The sequence below is a fragment of the Pseudoxanthomonas sp. PXM03 genome, from assembly GCF_014852005.1.
In the GTDB taxonomy this organism is placed as follows: Bacteria; Pseudomonadota; Gammaproteobacteria; order Xanthomonadales; family Xanthomonadaceae; genus Pseudoxanthomonas_A.
In genome coordinates this window covers 532,273-558,410 of sequence record NZ_JACVAU010000002.1, presented here as the reverse complement: position 1 = coordinate 558,410, position 26,138 = coordinate 532,273, and the positions used below count along the sequence as shown (strand labels likewise).

Genomic DNA, 26,138 nt, shown 5'->3' with positions numbered 1-26,138 from the left:
GGTCAGTCGAGTGGTGCGGGCGGCAGCCCCTTGCGGTGCCGGTCAGCCATGCGCCAGGCGACGTCGGCTAAGCCTTTCGCGAACTGCGGCATGTCGAACAGCGGCGCGTGCGCGATCGCGGCCCGCAGGCGCTCGCGCAGGGCCGCACGTGCCGCGGCATCGCGGCCCAGCCGGATCCCGGTCGCGACGAAGGCCTCGTCGTCGGTCATGTTCATTTCGTTCAGGCCGAGATGATGATTGAGGCTGCCTGCGACGCGGGAGGCGAACGTCGCGCCCGCGCAGGTCAGCACCGGGCAGCCTGCCCACAGCGCGTCGGACGCGGTGGTGTGCGCGTTGTAGGGATGCGTGTCGAGGAACAGGTCCGCATGCCGGTAGCGCGCCAGGTACTCCGCATGCGGCAGCTTGCGCATGAACACCAGGCGCGCGGGATCCACGCCGCGCGCCTGCGCCGCCGTGCGCAGGCGGTCGTCGGCCCGGCCGGGGCCGGACAGCAGCCACAACACGCTGCCGTCGACGTTCGCCAGTATGTCGAGCATCCTGGCCAGGCTGCGTGGGTTCACCTTGTAGCTGTTGTTGAAGCAGGCATAGACCACGCCGGTGCCGGGGAGGCCACAGGCCTCGCGCGGGGGCGGTATGTCGATCGTGCGACGCGTGTCGGACGGTTGGAAGGCGCCGGGCAGGTAGGCGACGGCTTCGCTGTACGCCGGCACCAACGTCCCGGGCAAGGCGAAGCGATCCGCCAGCACGTAGTCGATCCACGGCGCACCGGAGGTGCCGGGATAGGCCAGCCAATTGACCTGCACGGGTGCGGGACGCATGGCCAGCACTTCCGGCGTGCCGCCGCCCCCCCAGCCGCGCAGGTCGTAGAGCACGTCGATGCGCTGGTCGCGGACCGCCTGCGCGACACGTGCGTGCGGAAGATTCGCGAGATCGTGCAAGTGCGTGGCCGTCGCCAGCCGTTGGCGGATGGGGCTGCCATCGTCGGGCGTGAGGGCGAACAGGTGTGTGGATACCGCTGCATGCGCCTGCAGGGCTTCGAAGAACGCCACCGTCAGCAGGCCGGTGGGATGCGCGCCGAACCCGTTGGAGAGGAAGCCCAGGCGCAGCGGCGCGTCTGCCGGCGCGTGCGGTGCGGGCGGAAGTGGACGGACGACCGACGCCAACGCCTGCGCGCGTTGCCGTGCGCAGGCCAGTTGCTCCTGCGCGCTGGCGTCTTCGCTGAGGAAAGCGAACGGCTCCACCACGCCGCGACCCTCGCGCACGGCGCCTCGCACCTGCGCCGACAGCGCGTCGAGGTCACGCCAGTCGCAGAGCTTGCGGCGCCAGTTCAACAGGTGGGCGGCGAACATGGGCTCGCCCGGCAACAGCCGGTAGGCATGCTCGTAGGCTTGCGCGGCGGACTCGGCTTCACCGGCATCCTCGAGGGCGTGGCCGAGCCACAACGCGATGCCCGGGTGCTGGGGCGCCTGCGCAGCGGCCTCGCTCAATGCCTGTGCCGCCTGCGCGTGCCGACCCGACAGCCAGTGGCTGCGACCGAGTCGCGCGAGGGCTTCGGGATGGCGGGGGCGCAGGTCCAGCGCGTGCTCGGCGGCGCGCCGCCCCGCCTCGGCATCACCGTGGTCGAGCTCCGCATCCGAAAGCATGACCCAGGCGATGAAGTCCTGCGGCGCCTGCCGTACATGCAGCCGCAATCGCGCGCGCTCGTCGCGTGGACCGTCAACGGTCACCGCGACCGCCGAGGGTGCCGGTGGCGTTGACGGGACGCGTGTCGATGATCATGGGCGGCAGCCTAGCGATCATCGACAGCGCGCGACAAGCCTTGCGCCACGTGCGATGCATGTAGAAGTGACGCCCGTCGCGAACGGGGCATCCATGGTGCGACGGGTCTCGCTCCCACATCGGAGAGGCAGGCTTCCACGGTGCGCAGGCTAGAGCGGTAGGCGGAAACGCAGCGTGCCGTCGTAGGGCATCCAGCCCATGGCCCGGTACAGCGCCTGTGCGCTCGCGTTGTCGTGGTCGGTTTCCAGTTCCAGCCGCAACGCCCCGTCGGCGCGCGCGAACTCGGCCGCGGACGACAGCAATGCGCGCGCGACGCCCTTGCGACGCGCCTCGGGCAGTACGAGCAGGTCGTTGAGGATCCATACCCGCGACGCGCTGACGGAAGAAAAGGCCGGATACAACTGGGTGAAGCCGACGGCCGCGTCGTCTACCCAGGCCAGCAGGATGACGGACTCGTCGCGCTCCATCCGCTCGCGGATGAAATCCCGTGCCAATGCCGGGTCCGAGGGCTGGCCGTAGAAGCCGCGGTACTGGTCGAACAGACGGGCGACGACGTCCAGGTGCGTCAGTCCCGTCCGGCGGACCACCGTCGTCATGCTGCCTCCGTCAGTCGCGCCAGTTCGTCGGCCAGGTGTTCGCGGCCGAGGCGGTCGACCAGTTCGTCCAGGTTGCCTTGCAGGATGTTGGGCAGGTCATAGAGTGTCAGGCCTTCGACGCGGTGGTCGGTGATGCGGCCCTGCGGGAAGTTGTAGGTACGGATGCGCTGGCTGCGGTCGCCGCTGCCGACCTGCAGCTTGCGCGATTCGGCCTGCGCCGCCTGCTGCTTGCTGCGTTCCGCATCCAGCAACTGCGCCTTCAGCCGTTTCATGGCCTTGTCGCGGTTGGCATGCTGGCTACGCTCGGTCTGGCATTCCACCACCACGCCGCTGGGGACATGGGTGATGCGGATCGCCGACTCGGTCTTGTTGACATGCTGGCCGCCGGCGCCGGACGAACGGAAGGTGTCCACCTTCAGGTCGGCCGGATTGATGACGATCTCGTCCACCTCGTCCACGTCCGGGATGATCGCCACCGTTGCGGCGGACGTGTGGATGCGGCCCTGTGATTCGGTTTCCGGCACGCGTTGCACGCGATGGGTGCCGGATTCGAACTTGAGCCTGGAATAGGCGCCACGACCCACCACGCGCGCCACCACTTCCTTGTAGCCGCCGTGCTCGCCGGGGCTGTCGGACTCGATTTCCACCTTCCAGCCCTGGCGCTCGGCATAGCGGGCGTACATGCGGAACAGATCGCCGGCGAAGATCGCGGCCTCATCGCCACCGGTGCCGGCGCGTACCTCGAGAAAGAGGTTGCCCTCGTCGCGGTTGTCCTTCGGGACGAGCAGCAGCATCAGGGCTTCGTCCAGTTGCGCCAGGCGCGTCTGTGCAGCGGTGATTTCCTCGTCGGCCAGTTCCGCCAGTTCCGGATCCTCGCGCATCGCCTGCGCGGCGGCCAGGTCGGACTGCGCGCGCTTTTCTTCCGCCATCGCACTGGCCACGGGTTCCAGTTGGGCGAATTCGCGCGAGAAATTGCGGAAGCGGCCTCCGTCGCCGATCACGTCCGGATCGGCGAGCAGGCGTTCGAGTTCTTCGCGGCGCTCAGCCAACGCTTCAAGCTTGCGGCGCAGCGTCGGCGTCATCGTCTTTGTCTTTCTTCAGGTGGGAGTAGGGCGGTTGTGCGGGAAACAGGCGATCGGCCGCGCGCGCCAGTTCGGCGTCGCCGCTCATGGCCGCGTCGCGCAACGCCGCGGTCGGCGGATGCAGCAGGCGGTTGGTCAGCGTGTGGGCGAGGAATTCGAGCACCTGGTCGGCGTCGCGGCCGTTGGCCAGTTGCTGGCGCGCCTTCGCCAGCACGTCCTCGCGGGTGGACTCGCCCAGCGCGCGCAGGCGCTTGAGCGGTTCCTGGCGTGATCCGGCCAGCAGGCTTTCCATGAAGCGGCCGACCTGCACGTCGATGATGGCCTCGGCAGCGTCGGCGGCTTCACGCCGGCTACGGCGATTGTCCTCGACCGCGCGCTCAAGGTCGTCGACGGTGTACAGATATGCGTCGCGCAACTCGGCTACCGATGCTTCGATGTCGCGTGGCACGGCCAGGTCGAACAGCAGCATCGGCTTGTGCTTGCGCTTGGCCAGCGCGGCCGCGACCTGGGCATGCAATACGACGGGTTCGCGAGCGGCGGTGGCGGAAAACACCACGTCGGCTTCGGCCAGGTGCCGCTCCAGTTCGGTCAATGGCAGCGCGTAGCCACCGTGGCGGGTCGCCAGTTCCTGCGCGTGCGCCAACGTGCGGTTGGCGACCAGCAGGCGGCGCACGCGACCTTCGCTGAGGTGCTTGGCGGCCAGCTCGATGGTTTCACCGGCACCGACCAGCAGCACGGTGGATTCGCTGAGGCGCGCGAAGGAGTTCTGTGCCAGACGTACTGCCGTGGAGGCGACGGATACCGGATTGGCCCCCACGCGGGTGTCGGTGCGTGCCCGCTTTGCCACGGCGAAGGTCTGCTGGAACAGGCGGTCCAGGCGATTGCCCAGCGCACCATGTTCGCGCGCCGTGGCCCAGGCATCCTTCACCTGGCCGAGGATCTGCGGCTCGCCCAGCACCATCGAATCCAGGCCCGTCGCGACCCGGAACAGATGGCGGACGGCATCCGCATCCCGGTGGCGGTAGAGGTAACCCTCGAGTCCTTCGGCATGGGTGGCCAGCCAGCTCGCCAGCACGTCGCCGTCTTCCGCCACCGCGTACAGCTCGGTGCGGTTGCAGGTCGACAGCAGGGCGGCTTCGACCACGTCGGGCAGCGCACGCAGCGACGACAACGCGTGCGGCACCGTGCCGGCGTCGAACGCCACCCGTTCGCGCAGGTCGACCGGCGCGGTCTGGTGGTTCAATCCGAGGACCCACAACGTCATCGTTCAGGCGCTTGCAGTAAGCTGCTGGCTCATATCAGGGCCGCCATTTTACGGCCGACGTGACGTTCATGCCCGAAATGATTCGCACCTTGTTTGTCGCGCTGGCGATGGCGGCCGCCATCCCCTCCGCAATGGCCGCATCGTCGATCCCGCCCGACCATCGGCAGGACGACGCGCTGACCACGGTGATGGCGGGCGAATTCGCCCTGCAGGCGGGCCAGTTACCGGACGCCGCGCGCTGGTATCTGGACGCCGCCGGGGAGCAGGACGACGCCGGGCTTGCCGAACGCGCCACCCGCATTGCGCTGCTGGCCAAGGACGATGCCCGTGCGGCCGAAGCGATCAAGCTGTGGCGCGCGCGTTCGCCCCGCACCCTCGCGCTCCGCGGTGCGGAGGCCACGCTGGCACTGCGCCAGGGGCAGAGGCGGGTTGCACGTCGCGAATTGGCCGGGCTGATGAAGGATCCCGACGAACTGGGTTGGCGTTACGCGCTCACGGCACTGGCCAGTGGCGGGAAGGATCCTGAACTGCCGGCGCGGCTGCTGCGCGATCTGCTCGACGATGGCGCCATGCCCGACACGTTGCAGGCGTGGCTGGCGTTTACCGGGCTGGCCCAGCAGATGGACGAGCCCGCGCTGGCCGAACGGATGGTTGGCGATGTGGTCAAGCGCTTCTCCGGCGAGCCGCTGGTTGCCCTGCTGCAGGCCAGCCAGTTGCTGCAGGCGGATCGCAAGCAGGAGGCCCGCGCGGTGCTGGACGGTCTGCTTCCGAAGGCCTCAAGCGACGCGGCGCTGCGACTGAAGCTGGCCGAGGAATACGACAGGTTGGGCGACCCGGCGGCGGCCTCGCGCGCGCTGGGCCAGGGCCCGCAGGACACGCTGACCTATGGCTTGCGGGCGCAGTTGCTGGCCAAGGCGGACGATACGGCGTCTCTGGGCGAGCTGTATGAGGAACTGAAGCAGGCGGCGTCGGGTTCGGGGCAACCGACCCAGTACAGCCCGGATCGCCGGTTGCTGCTGGGGCAGATGGCGGAGTTCCTCAAGCGTCAGGATGAAGCTCTGGAGTGGTACCGCAGCGTGCCCGCGGGCGAGCAACGCGCGGAAGCGCGCCTGCGCGCCATCAATACCCTGTTCGAACTCGAGCGCAAGGAGGAAGCCTTCGCGGAGGCCCGCAAGCTGCAGGGCGATGCCAGCGTCGAAGACGGCACTCGCCGCGATGCCTATCTGATGGAGGCAGAATTGCGCCAGAAAGACAAGCAGGACGAAGGCCAGATGGAGGTCTTCGCCCGCGGTCTGGCGGCGTATCCCGATGACCTTGCGCTGCTGTATTCGCGCGGTCTGGCCTGGGAGCGACGCGATCGCATCGACCACGCCGAGGCCGACTTCCGCCGCATCCTGGTGATCGAGCCGGACAACGTGGCCGCGCTCAACGCGCTGGGCTACACCCTGGCCGACCGCACCACGCGCTACCAGGAGGCGCTGGAACTGATCGACCGGGCGCGCACCGCCGCGCCGGAAGACGCGGCCATCATCGACAGTTATGGCTGGGTGCTTTACCGGCTGGGGCGCAATGCGGAGGCGCTGGTGGAGCTGCGCCGTGCATTCACGCTGCAGAAGGACCCGGAGATCGCGGCCCATGTGGCGGAAGTGCTGTGGGTGATGGGGCAGAAGGACGAGGCGCGCCGCTATTTCGACGAAGCCCGCAAGCTCGACCCCGACAACCGCTCGCTGCTGCGGGCGCTGGAGAAGACAGGCGCATGAAGGTTTCAGGATTCCTGCTGACGGGGCTCGTGGCCTTGTCGATGGCGGGCTGCGCCACGCGCGGTCCGGCCGTGGATTCGCCGGCCCTGCGCGACCCCGAGGCAGTGGCGGCGGCGCAGGCGGCACAGGCCACCCGCGCGGCGTGGCTCGCCTCGCAGCCGGACTGGTCGTTCGCCGGTCGCGTGGCGGTCAATGCGAACGGGAAGGGCGGCAGCGGCCGGATCGACTGGCAGCAGACGGGCACCGGTTATCTGGTCGCGCTGAGTGCCCCGGTCACCCGGCAGAGCTGGCGCCTGGGCGGGGACCTGCAGACCCGTGCTGCCCGACTGGAAGGGTTGGAGGGCGGGCTGCGCGAAGGTGCCGATGCCGACCGCCTGCTGCGCGAGGCCACCGGCTGGGACATCCCGGTGGCCTCGATGGTGCACTGGGCCCGCGGTGTCGCCGATCCCTCCGCCGCCACGGAAGGCGTGGAATACGATGCCGACGGCCGGCTGCGGACCCTGACCCAGGAGGGTTGGCGGGTGGACTATCTGGACTGGTTTCCAGCCGAGGGCTCCCAGCCGTTCATGCCGCGCCGCATGGAGGCGCGCCGGCAGGGCGCGACGGTGAAGGTCGCCGTCGATCAGTGGCAGTTGGCACCTCAATGACCGCTTTTGCGGTCGATGAGGGTTGGTCGGCCTGGCCCGCACCGGCCAAGCTGAACCTGACCCTTCAAATCACCGGTCGCCGTGCGGATGGCTACCACCTGCTGCAGACCGTGTTCCGGCTGCTGGAGTGGGGGGATACGATCCATGTGCGCGCCCGTGAAGATGGCGATATCAGGCGGGTGGGGGAGTCCGTTCAGGGTGTCTCCGAGGAGGATGATCTCGTTGTTCGCGCGGCCAAGTTGCTGAAAACGGAAGCCAATGTCGCCAAAGGAGCAGACATTGGCGTTGAAAAGCGCATTCCTGCCGGTGGCGGTTTCGGTGGAGGGTCGTCGGACGCTGCCACGGTATTGGTGGCCCTGGATCGGCTTTGGGAGTGTGGTCTGGATCCGGGGCGGCTGGCGTCTCTGGGGCTGCGGCTGGGGGCGGACGTCCCTGTCTTCGTTCGTGGCGGGAATGCCTGGGCGGAGGGGGTGGGCGAGGTTCTGACGCCGCTGGTGCTGCCGCCGGCGTGGTATCTGCTGGTCGATCCCGGTGTCCACGTGCCCACGGCGGCACTTTTCGCATCACAGGATTTGACGCGTGATGCTGCACCCGCGAAAATATCGGACTTCGTTTCGGGATCACTGCTCGGCAATGCGTTCGAGCCGGTCGTGCGTCGCCGGGAACCCGCCATCGAGGCGGTCTTCCAGGTGCTCTCACGCGTCGGTGCGCCACGCTTGACCGGTTCTGGCGGCGGCTGCTTCGTGGAGTTCGCCGACAAGGCCTCTGCCGAGGCGGCGCTGGCGACCTTGCCTGCTGGGCTGCGTGCCTGGGTGGTGGAGGGCGCCGCGCGCTCGCCACTGCTGCGCACGCTTGAGCAGTGTCGCGGAACGGAGAAATACGCCTAGGGGCGTCGCCAAGTGGTTAAGGCACCGGGTTTTGATCCCGGCATTCGTAGGTTCGAATCCTTCCGCCCCTGCCAATTCACTGTGTCCTAGCTGCATCTGCCGAGACGACCATGCAAGACGAACGCAACCTGCTTGTCTTCTCCGGCAACGCCAACAAGCCGTTGGCGAACAGCATCTGCCGCGAGCTGGGCGTGCGTCCCGGCAAGGCGCTGGTGTCCCGGTTCTCCGACGGCGAAGTGCAGGTCGAGATCCAGGAGAACGTGCGCCGGCAGGAGGTGTTCGTCGTGCAGCCGACCTGCGCGCCGAGCGCCGAGAACCTGGTGGAGCTGCTGGTGCTGATCGATGCTCTGAAGCGCGCCTCGGCCAGCAGTGTGACTGCGGTGGTGCCGTACTTCGGCTACGCCCGCCAGGATCGCCGCATGCGCTCCTCGCGCGTGCCGATCACGGCCAAGGTGGCGGCCAAGATGTTCAGCGCGGTCAGTGCGGACCGCGTGTTGACGGTGGACCTGCACGCGGACCAGATCCAGGGGTTCTTCGATATCCCGGTCGACAACGTGTATGCGTCGCCGCTGCTGTTGGCCGACATCTGGCGCGCCTACGGCACGGAAAACCTGCTGGTCGTGTCGCCTGACGTCGGTGGCGTGGTGCGCGCCCGTGCGGTGGCCAAGCGCCTCGACGACGCGGACCTGGCGATCATCGACAAGCGCCGCCCGCGCGCCAACGTCGCCACGGTGATGAACATCATCGGCGACGTGGAAGGCAAGGACTGCGTGCTGGTGGACGACATCGTGGACACCGCCGGTACGCTCTGCGCTGCTGCGGCCGCGCTGAAGCAGCATGGTGCCAACAAGGTGGCGGCGTACTGCACCCATCCCGTGCTTTCCGGCCCGGCGGTGGACAACCTGAACAATTCGGTACTCGACGAACTCGTCGTCACCGATACCATCCCGCTCTCGCCGCAGGCGCAGGGCTGCAGCAAGATCCGCCAGCTGTCGGTGGCGGAACTGCTGGCGGAAACGATCCGCCGCATCGCCTTCGGCGAGTCGGTCAGCTCGCTGTACGTGGATTGATTCTCCGTCGCACGCCGGGACACCGGCGCGTGGCTTTCTGGGTTCATCTGGTCGCGGGTGAACCTTTCATCAGCCGTCGCGAGACGGTCTACAACCTAGGTAGTGAAACAAATGGCTAAGACACATGAAATCAAGGTCGAGCGCCGCGAAGACGAGGGTAAGGGTGCGAGCCGCCGCCTCCGTCACGCGGGCACCGTGCCTGCCATCGTCTACGGTGGCGAACTGAAGCCGGTCAGCATCCAGCTGAACCACAACGAAGTCTGGCTGGCCTCCCAGCACGACTGGTTCTACTCGTCGATCCTGGACCTGAGCCTCAATGGCGACATCCAGAAGGTGCTGCTGCGTGACATGCAGCGCCATCCGTTCAAGCAGCAGATCATGCACCTGGACTTCCAGCGCGTGAACGAGAACGAGACGCTGCGCACCGCGGTGCCGCTGCACTTCCTCAACGAAGACAAGTCGCCGGCCGGCAAGTCCGCCGAAGTCGTGGTCACCCACGAGCTGAATGAAGTCGTCGTCGAGTGCCTGCCGAAGGATCTGCCGGAATTCATCGAAATCGACTTGGCCGACCTGGCCATCGGTGCGGTGGTCCACCTGTCGGAAGTGAAGCTGCCGGCCGGTGTCACCATTCCCGAGCTGAAGCTGGGCAAGGAACACGACGTCGCCGTCGTGATCGCCAAGCACGGCAAGGAAGAAGCCGAAGAAGCCCCGGCAGAGTCGGCCGAAGTGCCGGCGGCCAAGGTCGCCAAGAAGGACGACAAGTAATCGCATGAGCCTTCGCCCGCTCTGGCGGGCGAGGGTATGCGATGCGTCCCCATGGCAGGCTTGCGCCTCATCGTCGGACTGGGCAATCCCGGTGCCGAACATGCCCGAACCCGGCACAATGCCGGGTTCCATTTTGTCGACGCCCTGGCGGAACGGCAGGGTGAGCGCTTCGGACTGGAGAGCAAGCTGTTCGGAGAGACCGCGAAAGTGGTGGTGGCCGGGCAGCCGGTCTGGTTGTTGAAGCCCGCCACTTACATGAACCTGAGTGGCAAGTCGGTCGCGGCGGCGCTGCGTTTCTGGAAGATCGCTCCGGAAGAGGCGTTGCTGGCGCATGATGAGCTCGACCTGGCCCCGGGCGCGGCGCGCCTGAAGTTCGATGGCGGCCACGGCGGACAGAACGGCTTGCGCGACACCATGCAGCATCTTGGGCACGGCAAGTTCCATCGGTTGCGGATCGGCATCGGCCATCCCGGCCACAAGGACCGGGTGACCAGTTGGGTGCTGGGCAAGCCCGGCAAGGATGATGAGGCCCTGATCGCTCGCGCGATCGATGATGCAATGGATGTGCTGCCGCTGGCGGTGGCGGGCAACTTCATGGATGCGATGACGCGGTTGCACACGCAGAAGCCGTGATTGGTGATTGGTGATTTGCAGGGCACGGATCGGGCCGCGAATCACCAATCACGAATCACGAATCCCGGATGTAGACATGGGCATCAAATGCGGCATCGTGGGCCTGCCGAACGTCGGCAAGTCCACCCTGTTCAACGCGCTGACCAAGGCGGGCATCGCCGCGGCCAACTTCCCGTTCTGCACCATCGAACCGAACGTGGGTGTGGTGCCCGTGCCGGATCCGCGCTTGGGCCAGCTCGCCGAGATCGTCAAGCCGCAGAAGGTCATCCCGACGGCAGTGGAATTCGTCGACATCGCCGGCCTGGTGGCGGGCGCCGCCAGCGGTGAGGGCCTGGGCAACAAGTTCCTGGCCCACATCCGTGAAGTGGATGCGATCACCCACGTGGTGCGCTGCTTCGAGAACGATGACGTCATCCACGTCAACAACCGGATCGACCCGCTCTCGGACATCGACACCATCGACACCGAGCTGGCACTGGCCGACCTCGAGAGCGTCGAAAAGGCGCTCAACCGGGCGGAGCGCTCCGCCAAGGCGGGCGAGAAGGACGCCATCGCCCGCAAGCCGGTGCTGCAGAAGCTGCAGGCGGGCTTGAACGACGGCAAGCCGGGCCGCGCGCTGGGCCTGGACGACGAGGAGAAGGCGCTGGTTCGCGACCTGTTCCTGCTGACCTTGAAGCCGGTGATGTACGTGGCCAACGTGCTGGAGGACGGTTTCGAGAACAATCCGCACCTGGACGCCGTGCGTGCTCGCGCCGCCGCCGAGGGTGCCGAGGTGGTGCCGGTGTCCGCGGCCATCGAGGAGGAACTGTCCCAACTGGACGACACGGACCGGGATGCCTTCCTGGCGGACCTCGGCCTGGACGAGCCGGGGCTGAACCGGGTCATCCGGGCGGCCTACAAGCTGCTGGGCCTGCAGACCTACTTCACGGCGGGCGTGAAGGAAGTACGTGCCTGGACCGTACGGGCGGGCTCCACTGCGCCCCAGGCGGCGGCCGTGATCCATACGGATTTCGAGAAGGGCTTCATCCGCGCCGAGACCATCGCCTTCGACGACTTCCTCAAGTACAAGGGCGAAGCCGGTGCCCGGGATGCGGGGCGCCTACGGCTGGAAGGCAAGGAATATCGCGTGCAGGAAGGCGATGTCCTGCATTTCCGGTTCAACGTCTGAGAAAAAAATATGGCTGGCGCGTTGACAGAAGGGTCGGCACGCGCCAAAATCTCGGGCTGTTTCACCCTGGTTTGATTTGGCCCCGGCCCAGTCAGTCCGGTGATTCCGGAGGGATACCCAAGCGGCCAACGGGGGCAGACTGTAAATCTGCTGGCTTACGCCTTCGGTGGTTCGAATCCACCTCCCTCCACCAACGTTTTCGTTGTTGTTTTGAGTTGTAGTGGTCTCCCGGTGCGGGAGTAGTTCAATGGTAGAACTGTAGCCTTCCAAGCTACTAGTGCGGGTTCGATTCCCGTCTCCCGCTCCACTGAACACCAGCACGGGGTCTGCAGCGACCCAGGCAGCACAACCGGTTTCACGCTCACGTAGCTCAGTCGGTAGAGCACCTCCTTGGTAAGGAGGAGGTCGAAGGTTCGATTCCTTTCGTGAGCACCACTTCCATCCATTGATCCACTCGAGAACCAGCAGCCATGGCAAAGGGTAAGTTCGAACGCACCAAGCCCCACGTGAACGTGGGCACGATTGGTCACGTTGACCACGGCAAGACGACGCTGACGGCGGCGCTGACGAAGATCGGCGCGGAGCGTTTCGGTGGCGAGTTCAAGGCCTATGACGCGATCGACGCGGCGCCGGAAGAGAAGGCGCGCGGCATCACGATCTCGACCGCGCACGTGGAATACGAATCTGCCGCGCGCCACTACGCGCACGTGGATTGCCCGGGCCACGCCGACTACGTGAAGAACATGATCACCGGTGCCGCCCAGATGGACGGCGCGATCCTGGTGTGCTCGGCCGCTGACGGCCCGATGCCGCAGACCCGCGAGCACATCCTGCTCTCGCGTCAGGTCGGCGTGCCGTACATCGTCGTGTTCCTGAACAAGGCCGACATGGTGGACGACGCCGAGCTGCTGGAGCTGGTGGAGATGGAAGTCCGCGAACTGCTGAGCAAGTACGAGTTCCCGGGCGACGACACCCCGATCATCTCGGGCTCGGCCCGCCTGGCGCTGGAAGGCGACCAGAGCGAGATCGGCGTGCCGGCGATCCTGAAGCTGGTGGACGCGCTGGACACCTGGATCCCGACCCCGGAGCGTGACGTCGACAAGCCGTTCCTGATGCCGGTGGAAGACGTGTTCTCGATCTCGGGCCGCGGCACCGTGGTGACCGGCCGTATCGAGCGCGGCGTGATCAAGGTGGGCGAGGAAATCGAGATCGTCGGTATCCGTCCGACCCAGAAGACCACGGTCACGGGCGTGGAAATGTTCCGCAAGCTGCTGGACCAGGGCCAGGCGGGCGACAACGCCGGTCTGCTGCTGCGCGGCACCAAGCGTGACGACGTGGAGCGTGGCCAGGTGCTGGCCAAGCCGGGTTCGATCACCCCGCACACCGAGTTCGAAGCCGAAGTCTACGTGCTGAGCAAGGACGAAGGCGGCCGCCACACCCCGTTCTTCAAGGGTTACCGTCCGCAGTTCTACTTCCGCACGACCGACATCACGGGCGCCGTGACCCTGCCGGAAGGCGTGGAAATGGTGATGCCGGGTGACAACATCAAGATGGTGGTCACCCTGATCAACCCGGTGGCGATGGACGAAGGTCTGCGTTTCGCGATCCGCGAAGGCGGTCGTACCGTCGGCGCCGGCGTGGTGGCCAAGATCATCAAGTGATGTCCTGACCCGGACGGGCTTGCCCGTCCGGCTTTGTCGGGTCCTCATCCCCGCGCAGGCGGGGATCCAGCGACCCGATGAAGCGACAAGGGCGGACCGGAACCTCGGTCCGCCTTCGCCGTCTAAGGGAAGGTTGTAGCAAATCGATACGCCAGTAGCTCAATTGGCAGAGCAGCGGTCTCCAAAACCGCAGGTTGGGGGTTCGAGTCCCTCCTGGCGTGCCACTTCCTTCCCCGCGGAGTCCGGATCCCCGGTACTCCTCCAGAGCAAAGAGCGACAACTGACTTGAACAGCAAGGTCGAACAATCCAAAGCCGGCACGCCTGCAGCCGACATCGCCAAGTACGTCCTGGCGTTGGCGCTGGTTGTGGGCGGCCTGGTCGCATGGTGGTGGTTCAATGGCCAGTGGGCCACGCCGCTGCGTTCGCTGGCGGTCGTTGCCGGCCTGGTGCTGGGTGCGCTGGTATTCCTGCAGACGGGCAAGGGCCGTGACACGCGCGAGTTCCTGGCGGAATCTCGCTTCGAGTTGCGCAAGGTCGTGTGGCCGACCCGCGAAGAGGCTACCCGCACGACGTGGGTGGTGATCATCGTGGTGATCGTGCTCAGCCTGATCCTGGCCGGTTTCGACTTCGCCATCCAGGCGCTGATCGAATGGTTTCTGAATTTTGGCCGTTGAGGAGAGTCGCTCAGTGAAGCGCTGGTATGTCGTCCATGCTTATTCTGGCTTCGAGAAGTCGGTAGCCCAGGCCCTGCGCGACCGCATCGTCCGCGACGGCATGCAGGAGAAGTTCGGCGACGTGCTGGTCCCGACCGAAGAGGTCGTGGAAATGCGCTCCGGCCAGAAGCGCCGTTCCGAGCGCAAGTTCTTCCCTGGTTATGTACTGGTCCAGATCGAGACCCACGACGAGGGTGGCATCCCGCGCATGGACAACGAAAGCTGGCACCTGGTGAAGGACACGTCCAAGGTGCTCGGCTTCATTGGTGGCACCGCTGACCGTCCGCTGCCGATCCGTGACGAGGAGGCCGCCGCCATCCTCGACCGCGTCCAGGAAGGCGTCGAGAAGCCCCGGCCCAAGGTTCTGTTCGAGCCCGGCGAGATGGTTCGCGTTACCGACGGCCCGTTCAACGATTTCAACGGCGTGGTCGAGGAAGTCAACTACGAGAAGAGCCGCCTGCGCGTGGCGGTGCTGATCTTCGGCCGTTCCACCCCGGTGGAGCTGGAGTTCGGGCAGGTCGAGAAGGCCTGATCCCGCAGGTCCGGCGCATTCAGCCGGTCCCGTGAAACCCTGATATACTGCGCGGCTCCCTGATGGCGATGCCGGGCGGGAACTATGGCCGCCTTCGGGCGGCCGTTGGTGCGTTCAAGAAAACGCGATGCCGGGACGCGTGATTTTCCCGGTCCGATGGGGAGCCTGACACCAGGCGCTAGCACCCGGAGAGTACTCACATGGCAAAGAAAGTTGTCGGTTACATCAAGCTGCAGGTGAAGGCCGGTCAGGCCAACCCCTCGCCGCCGGTCGGTCCTGCGCTGGGTCAGCGTGGCCTGAACATCATGGAATTCTGCAAGGCGTTCAATGCCGCCACGCAGAAGCTGGAGCCGGGTCTGCCGATTCCGGTGGTCATCACGGCCTATTCCGACCGTACCTTCACCTTCATCACGAAGACGCCCCCGGCGTCGATCCTGCTGAAGAAGGCCGTCGGCATCACGTCCGGCTCCAAGCGCCCGAACACCGAGAAGGTGGGCAAGGTCACCCGCAAGCAGCTCGAGGACATCGCCAAGGCGAAAGAACCCGACCTGACCGCGGCCGACCTGGACGCTGCGGTGCGTACGATTGCGGGTTCCGCCCGCTCCATGGGCCTGACGGTAGAGGGTTAAGAGATGGCACAGAACAAGCGACAGAAGGCCATCCTGGCCGCCGTGACGCCCGGCAAGGCGTACGCCATTGACGAGGCCCTGAAGATCGTCAAGACCGCCACCAAGGCGAAGTTCGTCGAGTCCGTCGACGTTGCCGTGCGCCTCGGCGTGGATGCCAAGAAGTCCGACCAGCAGGTGCGCGGCTCCACCGTGCTGCCGGCCGGTACCGGCAAGTCGGTCCGCGTGGCGGTGTTCGCCCCGGCCGGCGCCAAGGCTGACGAAGCCGCCGCTGCCGGCGCCGAAGCCGTTGGCATGGACGACCTGGCCGAGAAGATGCTGGCCGGCGACATCAACTACGACGTGGTCATCGCCACGCCGGACGCGATGCGCGTGGTCGGCAAGCTGGGTACGGTCCTGGGCCCGCGCGGCCTGATGCCGAACCCGAAGGTCGGCACCGTGTCGCCGAACCCGGCCGAGGCGGTGAAGAACGCCAAGTCGGGCCAGGTGCGCTACCGCACCGACAAGGCCGGCATCATCCACTGCACCATCGGCAAGGCCAGCTTCGACGACGAAGCGCTGAAGTCGAACCTGCAGGCGCTGCTGATCGACTTGGTGAAGGCCAAGCCGGCCACCTCCAAGGGCCAGTACCTGCAGAAAATCTCGGTCAGTTCGACCATGGGCCCCGGCGTGACCGTGGACCAGTCCTCGCTGTCCCTGAAGTAATCGCATCACCCTGTCCCGCGAGGCGGGGCAGGGCGCAACGAATTTTGAGGGCAGTCGCCCAGGCCGGATAACGGTGCAAGCGACAGCCGTCAAAGACCGCAGGTGCGGTCAGCGCGCCATGACGACGGGCACGGAGGCTCGTGTTGGCAGGGAATCGCCGTCGTGGCTAGCGGGATCGCTTAATCCATTCCCCCGGGAATGCGCCTGCGTAGATGGTGCCGCCTTCTGGAAGTTTTCTGGAGTCCGACCGCGAGGTCGCCAGTCAGACAGGCCACCGCCGGGACCTCTGCGTCCCCGGCATCCAGGACGGATGCCGTCCAGGACCGCGAGCGGCAGGAGCCGCAAGCGGAGTCAATTAGTGAGGAGTGTATGGCTCTCAATCTGTCCCAGAAGCAAGAAGTAGTCGCCGAACTGGCAGACGTCGCCGCCAAGGCGCACTCCCTGGTCGCCGCCGAATACGCAGGCACCACGGTCAGTCAGATGACCGCGATGCGCAAGAAGGCCCGCGAGACCGGCGTGTACTTGAAAGTTGTCAAGAACACGTTGGCCGTGCGTGCCGTGGCCGGTACCGAGTTCGAGGTTGTCCAGGACAAGCTCGTCGGTCCGCTGCTGTATGCGTTTTCGACCGAGGAGCCCGGCGCTGCCGGTCGCCTGATCAAGGAATTCGCCAAGGGCAACGACAAGCTGCAGCCGAAGGTCGTCTCCGTGGGTGGCCAGCTGTATCCGGCCAGCCATGTTGAAGTCCTGGCGTCGCTGCCGACCCGCGATCAGGCGCTGGCCATGCTGGCCCGCGTTCTGGCCGAACCCGCCGCGATGTTCGCCCGTGCCGTCAAGGCCGTGGCCGACAAGCAGGGTGGTGGCGAAGCGCCGGCGGAAGCCGTCGCGGAAGCCCCGGCTGAAGCCTGAGTTCGACGTCTTTACGGTTCTACGAACCCTAATCCCAGATAATTTCCAAAGGTAAACACAATGTCCCTTTCCAACGAACAGATCGTCGACGCCATTGCCGGCAAGACCCTGATGGAAGTGATGGAGCTGGTCAAGGCCATCGAAGAGAAGTTCGGCGTCTCCGCCGCCGCCCCGGTCGTCGCCGCTGCCGGTCCGGCCGCCGCCGCCGCCCCGGTCGAAGAGCAGACCGAGTTCACCATCGTCCTGAAGGACGCCGGTGCCAAGAAGGTCGACGTCATCAAGGCTGTCCGCGCCATCACCGGCCTGGGCCTGAAGGAAGCCAAGGACCTCACTGAGGCCGGCGGCGTGCTGAAGGAAGGCGTGTCGAAGGAAGATGCCGAGAAGTTCAAGAAGGACCTCGAAGCCGCTGGTGCGAGCGTCGAAGTCAAGTAAGTCGTATCCGTCGCCGGTTCACCCAGGCGACAACCCGAGGCCGGGGGCGAAAGCCCCTGGCCTTCGGTCGTTTCAAGACGTAGCGATGTAAACGCGAGTTTGTAGTTGGAAGTAGCGGCAGAAGGCGTGCTGGTGCCGGCAATACCAGCGACTTCCAACTGAAAATTCCCCCGTTCGAAAGAATGTCCCCCGTGTGGTCGCGGACGCGCGCCCCACGCTGCCAAAGGCACAGTCACATGACGACATATTCGTTCACCGAAAAGAAGCGCATCCGCAAGGATTTCGGCAAGCAGCGGTCGATCCTCGAGGTCCCGTTCCTGCTCGCCATCCAGGTCGACTCCTACCGCGAGTTCCTGCAGGAGCACACCGACGCCGCCAAGCGCGAAGACCGTGGCCTGCATGCCGCGCTGAAGTCGGTCTTCCCGATCGCCAGCTACAGCGGCAACGCCGCGCTGGAATATGTCGGCTACAAGCTCGGCGAGCCGGTATTCGACGAGCGCGAGTGCCGCAACCGTGGCCTGAGCTACGGCGCACCGCTGCGCGTCACCGTCCGCCTGGTGATCTACGACCGCGAGTCGTCCACCAAGGCCATCAAGTACGTGAAGGAGCAGGAGGTCTATCTGGGCGAGATCCCGCTCATGACCGACAACGGCACCTTCATCGTCAACGGCACCGAGCGCGTCATCGTCTCGCAACTGCACCGCTCGCCGGGCGTGTTCTTCGACCACGACCGTGGCAAGACCCACAGCTCGGGCAAGCTGCTGTACAGCGCCCGCATCATTCCTTACCGCGGCTCCTGGCTGGACTTCGAGTTCGACCCGAAGGACGCGCTGTTCACGCGTATCGACCGTCGCCGCAAGCTGCCGGTCTCGATTCTGCTGCGCGCGCTGGGCTACTCCAACGAGGAGATGCTCAACGAGTTCTTCGACGTCAACACGTTCCACATCCTGCCGGAAGGCGTGCAGCTGGAGCTGGTCGCCGAGCGCCTGCGCGGCGAAACGCTGAACTTCGACCTGGCCGATGGCGACAAGGTCATCGTGGAAGCCGGCAAGCGCATCACCGCGCGCCACGTGAAGCAGCTGGAACAGTCCGGCATCGCCGCACTGGCCGTGCCCGATGAATACCTGGTCGGCCGCATCCTGTCGCACGACGTGATCGACGCCAACACCGGCGAGCTGCTGGCTTCCGCCAACGACGAAATCACCGACGATCAGCTGGCCAAGTTCCGCAAGGCCGGCGTGGACGCCGTGGGTACGTTGTGGGTCAACGACCTGGACCGCGGCCCGTACCTGTCCAACACGCTGCGCATCGATCCGACCAAGACCCAGCTCGAAGCGCTGGTCGAGATCTACCGCATGATGCGTCCCGGCGAACCGCCGACCAAGGATGCTGCGCAGAACCTGTTCCACAACCTGTTCTTCACCTTCGAGCGCTACGACCTCTCCAACGTCGGTCGCATGAAGTTCAACCGTCGCGTGGGCCGCAAGGAAACCACCGGCGAAGCCGTGCTGTACGACAAAAAGTACTTCGGCGCGCGCAATGATGAAGAAGCCAAGCGCCTGGTCGCCAGCCTGGGCGAGACCTCGGACATTCTGGACGTCATCAAGGTCCTGACCGAGATCCGCAACGGCCGCGGCACCGTCGACGACATCGACCACCTGGGCAACCGTCGCGTGCGTTCGGTCGGCGAAATGGCCGAGAACGTGTTCCGTGTGGGCCTGGTCCGCGTCGAGCGCGCCGTGAAGGAGCGCCTGTCGATGGCCGAGTCCGAAGGCCTGACCCCGCAGGAACTGATCAACGCCAAGCCGGTGGCCGCCGCGATCAAGGAGTTCTTCGGCTCCTCGCAGCTGTCGCAGTTCATGGACCAGAACAACCCGCTGTCGGAAGTCACGCACAAGCGTCGCGTCTCGGCCCTCGGCCCGGGCGGCCTGACCCGCGAGCGCGCCGGCTTCGAAGTCCGCGACGTGCACCCGACCCATTACGGTCGCGTCTGCACCATCGAGACGCCGGAAGGCCCGAACATCGGCCTGATCAACTCGCTGGCCGTGTACGCCCGCACCAACGGTTATGGCTTCCTCGAGACGCCGTACCGCAAGGTCGTGGACGGCATGATCACCGACGAGATCGAGTACCTGTCGGCGATCGAGGAGAACGAGTACGTCATCGCGCAGGCCAACGCGCTGCATGACGCCAAGAGCCGCCTGACCGAGCAGTTCGTGCCGTGCCGTTACCAGGGCGAATCGCTGCTGAAGCCGCCGAGCGAAGTCGACTACATGGACGTCTCGCCGATGCAGACCGTGTCGGTCGCCGCGGCGCTGGTCCCGTTCCTGGAGCACGATGACGCCAACCGCGCATTGATGGGCGCCAACATGCAGCGCCAGGCCGTGCCCACGCTGCGCGCGCAGAAGCCGCTGGTCGGTACCGGCATCGAGCGCGCCGTGGCGCGCGACTCGGGCGTGACCGTGAACGCGCGTCGTGGCGGCGTGGTCGAGCAGATCGACGCTGGCCGCATCGTGGTCAAGGTCAATGAAGTCGAGATCTCCGGCGAAACCGATGCCGGCGTCGACATCTATTCGCTGATCAAGTACACGCGCTCCAACCAGAACACCTGCATCAACCAGCGTCCGCTGGTGAACGTGGGCGATGTGGTCGCGCGCGGCGACGTGCTGGCCGACGGTCCCTCGACCGACATCGGCGAGCTGGCGCTGGGCCAGAACATGCTGATCGCGTTCATGCCGTGGAACGGCTACAACTTCGAAGACTCCATCCTGCTCTCCGAGCGCGTGGTGGAAGAGGATCGCTACACCACGATCCACATCGAAGAGCTGACCTGCGTCGCGCGCGACACCAAGCTGGGACCGGAGGAAATCTCCGCCGACATCCCGAACGTCTCCGAGCAGGCACTGAACCGCCTCGACGAGAGTGGCGTGGTGTACATCGGTGCGGAAGTGCGCGCCGGCGACATCATGGTGGGCAAGGTCACGCCGAAGGGCGAGAGCCAGCTGACCCCGGAAGAGAAGCTGCTGCGCGCGATCTTCGGCGAGAAGGCCTCGGACGTGAAGGACAGCTCGCTGCGCGTGCCGCCGGGCATGGACGGCACCGTCATCGACGTGCAGGTCTTCACCCGCGACGGCATCGAGAAGGACAAGCGTGCGCGCCAGATCGAGGAAAACGAGATCAAGCGCGTCAAGAAGGACTTCGACGACCAGTTCCGCATCCTCGAAGGCGCCATCTACGCTCGCCTGCGTTCGCAGCTGGTCGGCAAGGTCGCCAACGGCGGTCCGGGCACGCTGAAGAAGGGCGACGCCATCACCGACGCCTACCTCGACAGCCTGAAGAAGGCCGAGTGGTTCACCCTGCGCATGAAGGACGATGATGCGTCCGACGCCATCGAGCGCGCCCAGATGCAGATCCAGGCGCACGAGAAGGAGTTCGAGCGTCGCTTCGCCGACAAGCGCGGCAAGATCACCGCCGGCGACGACCTCGCCCCGGGCGTGCTGAAGATGGTCAAGGTGTACCTGGCCGTGAAGCGCCGCATCCAGCCGGGCGACAAGATGGCCGGCCGTCACGGCAACAAGGGTGTCGTGTCGACGATCGTTCCTGTCGAGGACATGCCCTACATGGCCACCGGCGAGACCGTGGACATCGTGCTGAACCCGCTGGGCGTGCCGTCGCGCATGAACATCGGCCAGGTGCTGGAAGTGCACCTGGGCTGGGCCGCCAAGGGGCTGGGTCGCAAGATCCAGAACATGCTGGAAGCCCAGGCCAAGGTCGCCGACCTGCGCAAGTTCCTGACCCAGATCTACAACCACGACCAGAAGCTGGGCGAGGACCGGGTGGACCTGGACCAGTTCAGCGACAAGGAACTGATCGCGCTGGCCGAGAACCTGACCGACGGCGTGCCGATGGCCACCCCGGTGTTCGACGGCGCGGCGGAAACCGAGATCAAGCACATGCTCGAGCTCGCGGACCTGCCGATCAGCGGCCAGACCCAGCTGTACGACGGCCGCACCGGCGAGGCGTTCGACCGCCACACCACGGTCGGCTACATGCACATGCTGAAGCTGAACCACCTGGTGGACGACAAGATGCACGCGCGTTCCACCGGTCCGTACTCGCTCGTCACCCAGCAGCCGCTGGGCGGCAAGGCGCAGTTCGGTGGCCAGCGCTTCGGTGAAATGGAAGTCTGGGCGCTGGAAGCCTATGGCGCGGCGCACACCCTGCAGGAAATGCTGACGGTCAAGTCGGACGACGTGCAGGGCCGCAACCAGATGTACAAGAACATCGTCGATGGTGCCCACGAGATGGTCGCGGGCATGCCGGAATCCTTCAACGTGCTGGTGAAGGAAATCCGCTCGCTCGCCATCAACATGGAACTGGAAGACTGATCGCAACGGCGCGGCGGCATTCAACGGCCTCCGCGCCTTCCGAACACGGTCAACCCGCCCTCGACAAAGATTCCTCCTGACGGAGAAACAAAATGAAAGACCTGCTCAACCTCTTCAACCAGCAGCGCCAGACGCTGGATTTCGACGCGATCAAGATCGCGCTGGCCTCGCCGGACCTGATCCGTTCGTGGTCCTTTGGCGAAGTGAAGAAGCCGGAAACCATCAACTACCGTACCTTCAAGCCGGAACGCGACGGTCTGTTCTGCTCGGCCATCTTCGGGCCGATCAAGGATTACGAGTGCCTGTGCGGCAAGTACAAGCGCATGAAGCACCGTGGCGTGGTCTGCGAGAAGTGCGGCACGGAAGTGACGCTGGCCAAGGTGCGCCGCGAGCGCATGGGCCACATCGACCTGGCCAGCCCGGTCGCGCACATCTGGTTCCTCAAGTCGCTGCCGTCGCGCATCGGCCTGATGCTGGACATGACCCTGCGCGACATCGAGCGCGTGCTGTACTTCGAAGCCTACGTGGTCACCGAGCCGGGCCTGACCTCGCTCGAACGCCGTCAGTTGCTGACCGAAGAGCAGTTCATGCAGGCGCGCCAGGAACACGGCGACGACTTCGACGCCGCCATGGGCGCCGAAGCCGTCTACGACCTGCTGCGCACGATCGACCTGCAGGCCGAGATGGTGAACCTGCGCGAGGAAATCGCCAGCACCGGTTCGGAGACCAAGCTCAAGCGCCTCACCAAGCGCATCAAGCTGATGGAAGCGTTCCTGGAATCGGGCAACCGTCCGGAATGGATGGTCATGACCGTGCTGCCGGTGCTGCCGCCGGACCTGCGTCCGCTGGTACCGCTGGACGGCGGCCGCTTCGCGACCTCCGACCTGAACGACCTGTACCGCCGCGTCATCAACCGCAACAACCGCCTGCGCCGCCTGCTCGAACTGAATGCGCCGGACATCATCGTGCGCAACGAAAAGCGCATGCTGCAGGAGTCCGTTGACGCCCTGATGGACAACGGCCGTCGTGGCCGCGCCATCACCGGCACCAACAAGCGCCCGCTCAAGTCGCTGGCCGACATGATCAAGGGCAAGCAGGGCCGCTTCCGCCAGAACCTGCTGGGTAAGCGCGTCGACTACTCCGGCCGTTCGGTCATCGTGGTCGGCCCGACCCTGCGCCTGCACGAATGCGGCCTGCCGAAGAAGATGGCGCTGGAGCTGTTCAAACCGTTCGTGTTCGCCAAGCTGCAGCGTCGCGGCCTGGCCACCACCATCAAGGCCGCCAAGAAGCTGGTCGAGCGCGAAGAAGCCGAAGTCTGGGACATCCTGGAAGAGGTCATCCGCGAGCACCCGGTTCTGCTGAACCGCGCGCCGACGCTGCATCGCCTGGGCATCCAGGCGTTCGAGCCGGTCCTGATCGAAGGCAAGGCCATCCAGCTGCACCCGTTGGTCTGCACCGCGTTCAACGCCGACTTCGACGGTGACCAGATGGCCGTCCACGTGCCGCTGTCGCTGGAAGCGCAGCTGGAAGCGCGTGCGCTGATGATGTCCTCCAACAACATCCTGTCGCCGGCCAACGGCGAGCCGATCATCGTGCCGTCGCAGGACGTCGTGCTCGGTCTGTACTACATGACCCGCGCGCTGGAGAACAAGAAGGGCGAGGGCATGGCCTTCGCCAACATCGCCGAGGTCAAGCGTGCCTACGACAACCGCGCCGTCGAACTGCATGCGAAGGTCAAGGTCCGCATCAGCGGCACCGTGATCGACGAGGAAGGTGGCCGCAGCAAGCAGACCAGCATCGTGGACACCACGATCGGTCGCGCCCTGCTGGCCGAGATCCTGCCGGAAGGCCTGCCGTTCGCCCTGGTCAACACCGAGTTGAACAAGAAGGCCATCAGCCGCCTGATCAACTCCAGCTACCGCATGCTGGGCCTGAAGGACACGGTCGTGTTCGCCGACAAGCTGATGTACACCGGCTTCGCGTACGCCACGCGCGCTGGCGTCTCCATCGGCATCGACGACATGCTGATCCCGGCCGAGAAGAAGGGCATCCTGGGCGAAGCCGAGCAGGAAGTGCTGGAGATCCAGGAGCAGTACCAGAGCGGCCTGGTCACCGCCGGCGAGCGCTACAACAAGGTGGTCGACATCTGGTCGCGCACCAATGAGCGCATCGCCAAGGCGATGATGGAGACCATCGGTACCGACAAGGTGCAGAACGCCAAGGGCGAGACCATCAACGAGAAGTCGATGAACTCGTTGTACATCATGGCCGACTCCGGTGCCCGAGGCAGCCAGGCGCAGATCCGCCAGCTGGCCGGCATGCGCGGACTGATGGCCCGTCCCGATGGTTCGATCATCGAGACGCCCATCAAGGCGAACTTCCGCGAAGGCCTGAACGTCCAGGAATACTTCAACTCCACCCACGGTGCCCGAAAGGGCCTGGCCGATACCGCGCTGAAGACGGCGAACTCCGGTTACCTGACCCGTCGCCTGGTCGACGTGGCGCAGGACGTGGTGATCACCGAGGTCGATTGCGGTACGTCGGAAGGCCTGATGATGACCCCGATCGTGGAAGGCGGCGACGTGGTCGAGCCGCTGCGCGACCGCGTGCTGGGTCGCATCGTGGCCGAGGACGTGTTCCTGCCGGGCAACGACGAGGATCCGATCGTCACCCGCAACACGCTGCTGGACGAAGCCTGGGTGCAGAAGCTGGAAGATGCCGGCGTGCAGGCCTTGAAGGTGCGTTCCACCATCACCTGCCAATCCGATTTCGGCGTCTGCGCGCACTGCTATGGCCGTGACCTGGCCCGTGGCCACATCGTCAACATCGGTGAAGCGGTCGGCGTCATCGCCGCGCAGTCGATCGGCGAGCCTGGCACCCAGCTGACCATGCGTACCTTCCACATCGGTGGTGCGGCATCGCGTGCGGCGGCGGTCGACAACATCACCGTCAAGACCACCGGCTCGATCAAGTTCAACAACCTCAAGTTCGTCGAACACGCCAATGGCAGCCTGGTCGCGGTGTCGCGCTCGGGCGAACTGTCGGTGCTCGACGGCCATGGCCGTGAGCGCGAGCGTTACAAGCTGCCCTACGGCGCCACCATCAACGTCAAGGATGGCGACCAGATCACGGCCGGCCAGGCCGTGGCGAACTGGGATCCGCATAACCACCCGATCGTGTCGGAAGTGGCCGGCTTCGTGCGCTTCGTCGACTTCGTCGATGGCGTCACCGTCATCGAGAAAACCGACGACCTGACCGGCCTGGCCTCGCGCGAGATCACCGATCCGAAGCGTCGCGGTTCGCAGGGCAAGGACCTGCGCCCGATCGTCCGCATCGTGGACAAGGACGGCAAGGACCTGAGCATCCCGGGTACCGACCTGCCGGCGCAGTACCTGCTGCCGCCGCGCTCGATCGTCAACCTGCAGGACGGCGCGCCCGTCGGCGTGGGCGACGTGGTCACCAAGGTGCCGCAGGAAGCGTCCAAGACCCGCGACATCACCGGTGGTCTGCCGCGCGTCGCCGACCTGTTCGAAGCGCGCAAGCCGAAGGATCCGGCGATCCTGGCCGAGCGCTCCGGCATCATCAGCTTCGGCAAGGACACCAAGGGCAAGCAGCGCCTGATCATCAAGGACACGGATGGTTCGGAGCACGAAGAGCTGATCCCGAAGTTCCGCCAGATCATCGTGTTCGAAGGCGAGCACGTGGCCAAGGGCGAAACCATCGTGGACGGCGAGCCGAGCCCGCAGGACATCCTGCGTCTGCTGGGCGTCGAGCCGCTGGCGGCCTACCTGGTCAAGGAAATCCAGGACGTCTACCGCCTGCAGGGCGTGAAGATCAACGACAAGCACATCGAGGTGATCACCCGCCAGATGTTGCGCAAGGTCGAGATCACCGACGCCGGCAACAGCAAGTTCCTGGCCGGTGAGCAGGTCGAGAAGCAGCGCCTGATCGAAGAAAACGCCAAGCTGGCGGCCCGCAACGAACTGCTCGCGAAGTACGATCCGGTGCTGCTGGGCATCACCAAGGCCTCGCTGGCGACCGAGTCGTTCATCTCGGCGGCCTCCTTCCAGGAGACCACCCGTGTACTGACCGAGGCGGCCGTCCGCGGCACCCGTGACACCCTGCGCGGCCTGAAGGAGAACGTCATCGTGGGTCGACTGATCCCGGCCGGCACCGGTCTGGCGTACCACAACCAGCGCCGCCGCAATGCCTCCGGCTTGACCGAGGCCGAAGTGAACGCCCTGTCGGGTGGCAGCGTCGAGGCCGCTCCGGCCGCCGCCGTGATCACCACCGACGAAGCGGGCGAGGAGTCCAGCGCCAGCTAAACCGTACTACCCGACGGCCTCCGGGCCGTCCCAGACCACGAAAAGAGGCGCAGGATGCGCCTCGTTTTCGGCCCAGGATGGGCGGGATCGCAGTCAGTTGGCAGGCACTTGCCGCCGTCGCGTTGACGGTCGGGCAAGTTGCCGGCTATACTTTTCCGTCTAGGTGGGCCGTCTTGCGGCCTGCCTTCGTTTTCATGT

Annotated in this window: 20 protein-coding genes and 5 tRNA genes; 21 read left to right on the top strand and 4 right to left on the bottom strand. The window is 65.8% G+C overall.

Annotated elements, in window-relative coordinates:
• Nucleotides 1–2: 2 nt before the first annotated feature.
• From IB223_RS11420 to hemA, 4 genes are all read right to left on the bottom strand, one after another.
• Nucleotides 3–1,727, bottom strand: coding sequence for a tetratricopeptide repeat protein (locus tag IB223_RS11420; protein ID WP_343227189.1), 1,725 nt, complete (start codon nucleotides 1,725–1,727; stop codon nucleotides 3–5).
• Between the two features lie 201 nt (nucleotides 1,728–1,928).
• On the bottom strand, nucleotides 1,929–2,375 hold the full coding sequence (locus IB223_RS11415; protein WP_192201815.1) for a GNAT family N-acetyltransferase: 447 nt from the start codon (nucleotides 2,373–2,375) through the stop codon (nucleotides 1,929–1,931).
• Nucleotides 2,372–3,457 (bottom strand): peptide chain release factor 1, encoded by a 1,086-nt coding sequence (gene prfA / locus IB223_RS11410; protein ID WP_192201813.1) that lies wholly within the window; start codon nucleotides 3,455–3,457, stop codon nucleotides 2,372–2,374. Before prfA ends, IB223_RS11415 begins: the two co-directional genes overlap by 4 nt.
• Nucleotides 3,429–4,721, bottom strand: coding sequence for a glutamyl-tRNA reductase (hemA, locus tag IB223_RS11405; protein ID WP_192201811.1), 1,293 nt, complete (start codon nucleotides 4,719–4,721; stop codon nucleotides 3,429–3,431). The genes prfA and hemA overlap by 29 nt, the downstream gene beginning before the upstream one ends.
• A gap of 68 nt (nucleotides 4,722–4,789) precedes the next feature.
• Here hemA and IB223_RS11400 point away from each other — a divergent pair, with 68 nt between their 5' ends.
• The 21 genes from IB223_RS11400 (at nucleotide 4,790) to rpoC (ending at nucleotide 25,940) form a co-directional block, all read left to right on the top strand.
• On the top strand, nucleotides 4,790–6,481 hold the full coding sequence (locus IB223_RS11400) for a tetratricopeptide repeat protein (RefSeq protein ID WP_192201808.1): 1,692 nt from the start codon (nucleotides 4,790–4,792) through the stop codon (nucleotides 6,479–6,481).
• The gene (gene lolB, locus IB223_RS11395) at nucleotides 6,478–7,128 is read left to right on the top strand and encodes a lipoprotein insertase outer membrane protein LolB (RefSeq protein ID WP_192201807.1); all 651 of its coding nucleotides are present in this window, start codon (nucleotides 6,478–6,480) and stop codon (nucleotides 7,126–7,128) included. Before IB223_RS11400 ends, lolB begins: the two co-directional genes overlap by 4 nt.
• Nucleotides 7,125–8,015: a 4-(cytidine 5'-diphospho)-2-C-methyl-D-erythritol kinase gene (gene ispE, locus IB223_RS11390; RefSeq protein WP_192201805.1), complete on the top strand. Its 891-nt coding sequence runs from the start codon at nucleotides 7,125–7,127 to the stop codon at nucleotides 8,013–8,015. The genes lolB and ispE overlap by 4 nt, the downstream gene beginning before the upstream one ends.
• Nucleotides 8,014–8,089 (top strand) — tRNA-Gln (locus IB223_RS11385). The genes ispE and IB223_RS11385 overlap by 2 nt, the downstream gene beginning before the upstream one ends.
• Before the next feature lie 36 nt (nucleotides 8,090–8,125).
• Complete coding sequence (locus tag IB223_RS11380) at nucleotides 8,126–9,085, top strand: ribose-phosphate diphosphokinase (protein WP_192201803.1); 960 nt, start codon at nucleotides 8,126–8,128, stop codon at nucleotides 9,083–9,085.
• 111 nt (nucleotides 9,086–9,196) lie between these two features.
• Entirely contained in the window at nucleotides 9,197–9,850 is a 654-nt protein-coding gene (locus IB223_RS11375) for a 50S ribosomal protein L25/general stress protein Ctc (RefSeq protein ID WP_192201801.1), read from the top strand.
• 51 nt (nucleotides 9,851–9,901) lie between these two features.
• Nucleotides 9,902–10,483: an aminoacyl-tRNA hydrolase gene (gene pth / locus IB223_RS11370; RefSeq protein WP_192201799.1), complete on the top strand. Its 582-nt coding sequence runs from the start codon at nucleotides 9,902–9,904 to the stop codon at nucleotides 10,481–10,483.
• Between the two features lie 76 nt (nucleotides 10,484–10,559).
• Nucleotides 10,560–11,651, top strand: coding sequence for a redox-regulated ATPase YchF (ychF, locus tag IB223_RS11365; RefSeq protein ID WP_192201797.1), 1,092 nt, complete (start codon nucleotides 10,560–10,562; stop codon nucleotides 11,649–11,651).
• A gap of 107 nt (nucleotides 11,652–11,758) precedes the next feature.
• Nucleotides 11,759–11,844 (top strand) — tRNA-Tyr (locus IB223_RS11360).
• Between the two features lie 40 nt (nucleotides 11,845–11,884).
• Nucleotides 11,885–11,958, top strand: a tRNA-Gly gene (locus IB223_RS11355).
• Between the two features lie 52 nt (nucleotides 11,959–12,010).
• A tRNA-Thr gene (locus tag IB223_RS11350) sits at nucleotides 12,011–12,086 on the top strand.
• 35 nt (nucleotides 12,087–12,121) lie between these two features.
• Nucleotides 12,122–13,312 carry an elongation factor Tu gene (tuf, locus tag IB223_RS11345; protein ID WP_056879796.1) on the top strand — a complete coding sequence of 397 codons (1,191 nt, stop codon included), beginning with the start codon at nucleotides 12,122–12,124 and terminating at the stop codon, nucleotides 13,310–13,312.
• A gap of 148 nt (nucleotides 13,313–13,460) precedes the next feature.
• Nucleotides 13,461–13,536, top strand: a tRNA-Trp gene (locus IB223_RS11340).
• A 61-nt stretch (nucleotides 13,537–13,597) separates the two neighbouring features.
• Nucleotides 13,598–13,987 carry a preprotein translocase subunit SecE gene (gene secE / locus IB223_RS11335; RefSeq protein WP_142126303.1) on the top strand — a complete coding sequence of 130 codons (390 nt, stop codon included), beginning with the start codon at nucleotides 13,598–13,600 and terminating at the stop codon, nucleotides 13,985–13,987.
• A gap of 13 nt (nucleotides 13,988–14,000) precedes the next feature.
• Entirely contained in the window at nucleotides 14,001–14,558 is a 558-nt protein-coding gene (gene nusG / locus IB223_RS11330; RefSeq protein WP_142126302.1) for a transcription termination/antitermination protein NusG, read from the top strand.
• Nucleotides 14,559–14,758: 200 nt separating this feature from the next.
• Nucleotides 14,759–15,187: a 50S ribosomal protein L11 gene (gene rplK, locus IB223_RS11325; RefSeq protein ID WP_055945202.1), complete on the top strand. Its 429-nt coding sequence runs from the start codon at nucleotides 14,759–14,761 to the stop codon at nucleotides 15,185–15,187.
• Between the two features lie 3 nt (nucleotides 15,188–15,190).
• Nucleotides 15,191–15,889, top strand: coding sequence for a 50S ribosomal protein L1 (rplA, locus tag IB223_RS11320; protein ID WP_142126301.1), 699 nt, complete (start codon nucleotides 15,191–15,193; stop codon nucleotides 15,887–15,889).
• Between the two features lie 369 nt (nucleotides 15,890–16,258).
• Nucleotides 16,259–16,795, top strand: coding sequence for a 50S ribosomal protein L10 (gene rplJ, locus IB223_RS11315; protein WP_192201795.1), 537 nt, complete (start codon nucleotides 16,259–16,261; stop codon nucleotides 16,793–16,795).
• Nucleotides 16,796–16,855: 60 nt separating this feature from the next.
• A complete protein-coding gene (gene rplL, locus IB223_RS11310; protein WP_142126299.1) occupies nucleotides 16,856–17,227 on the top strand; it encodes a 50S ribosomal protein L7/L12 in 372 nt (123 codons plus the stop codon).
• 236 nt (nucleotides 17,228–17,463) lie between these two features.
• Nucleotides 17,464–21,615 carry a DNA-directed RNA polymerase subunit beta gene (gene rpoB / locus IB223_RS11305; protein ID WP_192201793.1) on the top strand — a complete coding sequence of 1,384 codons (4,152 nt, stop codon included), beginning with the start codon at nucleotides 17,464–17,466 and terminating at the stop codon, nucleotides 21,613–21,615.
• Between the two features lie 92 nt (nucleotides 21,616–21,707).
• Entirely contained in the window at nucleotides 21,708–25,940 is a 4,233-nt protein-coding gene (gene rpoC / locus IB223_RS11300) for a DNA-directed RNA polymerase subunit beta' (protein WP_192201791.1), read from the top strand.
• Nucleotides 25,941–26,138 lie beyond the last annotated feature (198 nt).

What these genes read in the sequence shown, in the direction of transcription:
- IB223_RS11415 (WP_192201815.1), bottom strand. Translation starts at nt 2,375, where the DNA reads ATGACGACGGTGGTCCGCCGGACGGGACTGACGCACCTGGACGTCGTC.
- prfA (WP_192201813.1), bottom strand. Translation starts at nt 3,457, where the DNA reads ATGACGCCGACGCTGCGCCGCAAGCTTGAAGCGTTGGCTGAGCGCCGC.
- hemA (WP_192201811.1), bottom strand. Translation starts at nt 4,721, where the DNA reads ATGACGTTGTGGGTCCTCGGATTGAACCACCAGACCGCGCCGGTCGAC.
- IB223_RS11400 (WP_192201808.1), top strand. Translation starts at nt 4,790, where the DNA reads ATGCCCGAAATGATTCGCACCTTGTTTGTCGCGCTGGCGATGGCGGCC.
- lolB (WP_192201807.1), top strand. Translation starts at nt 6,478, where the DNA reads ATGAAGGTTTCAGGATTCCTGCTGACGGGGCTCGTGGCCTTGTCGATG.
- ispE (WP_192201805.1), top strand. Translation starts at nt 7,125, where the DNA reads ATGACCGCTTTTGCGGTCGATGAGGGTTGGTCGGCCTGGCCCGCACCG.
- IB223_RS11380 (WP_192201803.1), top strand. Translation starts at nt 8,126, where the DNA reads ATGCAAGACGAACGCAACCTGCTTGTCTTCTCCGGCAACGCCAACAAG.
- IB223_RS11375 (WP_192201801.1), top strand. Translation starts at nt 9,197, where the DNA reads ATGGCTAAGACACATGAAATCAAGGTCGAGCGCCGCGAAGACGAGGGT.
- pth (WP_192201799.1), top strand. Translation starts at nt 9,902, where the DNA reads ATGGCAGGCTTGCGCCTCATCGTCGGACTGGGCAATCCCGGTGCCGAA.
- ychF (WP_192201797.1), top strand. Translation starts at nt 10,560, where the DNA reads ATGGGCATCAAATGCGGCATCGTGGGCCTGCCGAACGTCGGCAAGTCC.
- tuf (WP_056879796.1), top strand. Translation starts at nt 12,122, where the DNA reads ATGGCAAAGGGTAAGTTCGAACGCACCAAGCCCCACGTGAACGTGGGC.
- rplK (WP_055945202.1), top strand. Translation starts at nt 14,759, where the DNA reads ATGGCAAAGAAAGTTGTCGGTTACATCAAGCTGCAGGTGAAGGCCGGT.
- rplA (WP_142126301.1), top strand. Translation starts at nt 15,191, where the DNA reads ATGGCACAGAACAAGCGACAGAAGGCCATCCTGGCCGCCGTGACGCCC.
- rplJ (WP_192201795.1), top strand. Translation starts at nt 16,259, where the DNA reads ATGGCTCTCAATCTGTCCCAGAAGCAAGAAGTAGTCGCCGAACTGGCA.
- rplL (WP_142126299.1), top strand. Translation starts at nt 16,856, where the DNA reads ATGTCCCTTTCCAACGAACAGATCGTCGACGCCATTGCCGGCAAGACC.
- rpoB (WP_192201793.1), top strand. Translation starts at nt 17,464, where the DNA reads ATGACGACATATTCGTTCACCGAAAAGAAGCGCATCCGCAAGGATTTC.
- rpoC (WP_192201791.1), top strand. Translation starts at nt 21,708, where the DNA reads ATGAAAGACCTGCTCAACCTCTTCAACCAGCAGCGCCAGACGCTGGAT.